The following is a 535-nucleotide window of genomic DNA, read 5'->3' on the forward strand; positions in this document are numbered from 1 at the left end:
AATGCAATCAAGAGTTCGCGGCGAATAATAGTTGTCATGGCCGAAATCATATCAATCACCCAATTTTATTTTTCTAAGTTTGGGGCTGTCAGCAAACATATCTTGGTGCGTCGTTAACATCACAATGCCACCGTTATCGGCATGCTGAGCAAACAGAGCTTCAAGCACTTTGACACCTTGTTTGTCGATTGCTGTTAGTGGTTCATCCAAAATCCACAAAATCTGCTTACTTAGCCAAAGTCTAGCCAAAGCAACGCGACGCTGCTGACCCGCAGAAAGTTGTGCTACAGGTACATCTTCTCGCCCCGCAAGCCCCACTTGGGTTAAAGCAGTAAAGATTTCTTCATCGGAAGTGCTGTTATTTTGAATAGATTGGTAAAAACGTAAGTTTTCAAATGCGGTGAGTTCGCGCTTTACGCCAGTTTGATGGCCGAGAAATAGCAAGTCTTGGTGGAAGACATCACGAGATTTTTCAACCTCTTCACCTTTCCACTTGATCATTCCTTCTTCTCTATCGCCTAACCCTGTAATGATA

1 protein-coding gene is annotated in these 535 nt (G+C 43.6%); it reads right to left on the reverse strand.

From position 1 onward, the window contains the following. Positions 1-51: 51 nt before the first annotated feature. Positions 52-535: cytochrome c biogenesis heme-transporting ATPase CcmA (ccmA, locus tag R7Q48_RS30530; protein WP_318134162.1), on the reverse strand; the 484-nt coding region annotated here is incomplete at its 5' end.

The organism is Vibrio sp. 378, from assembly GCF_033339435.1.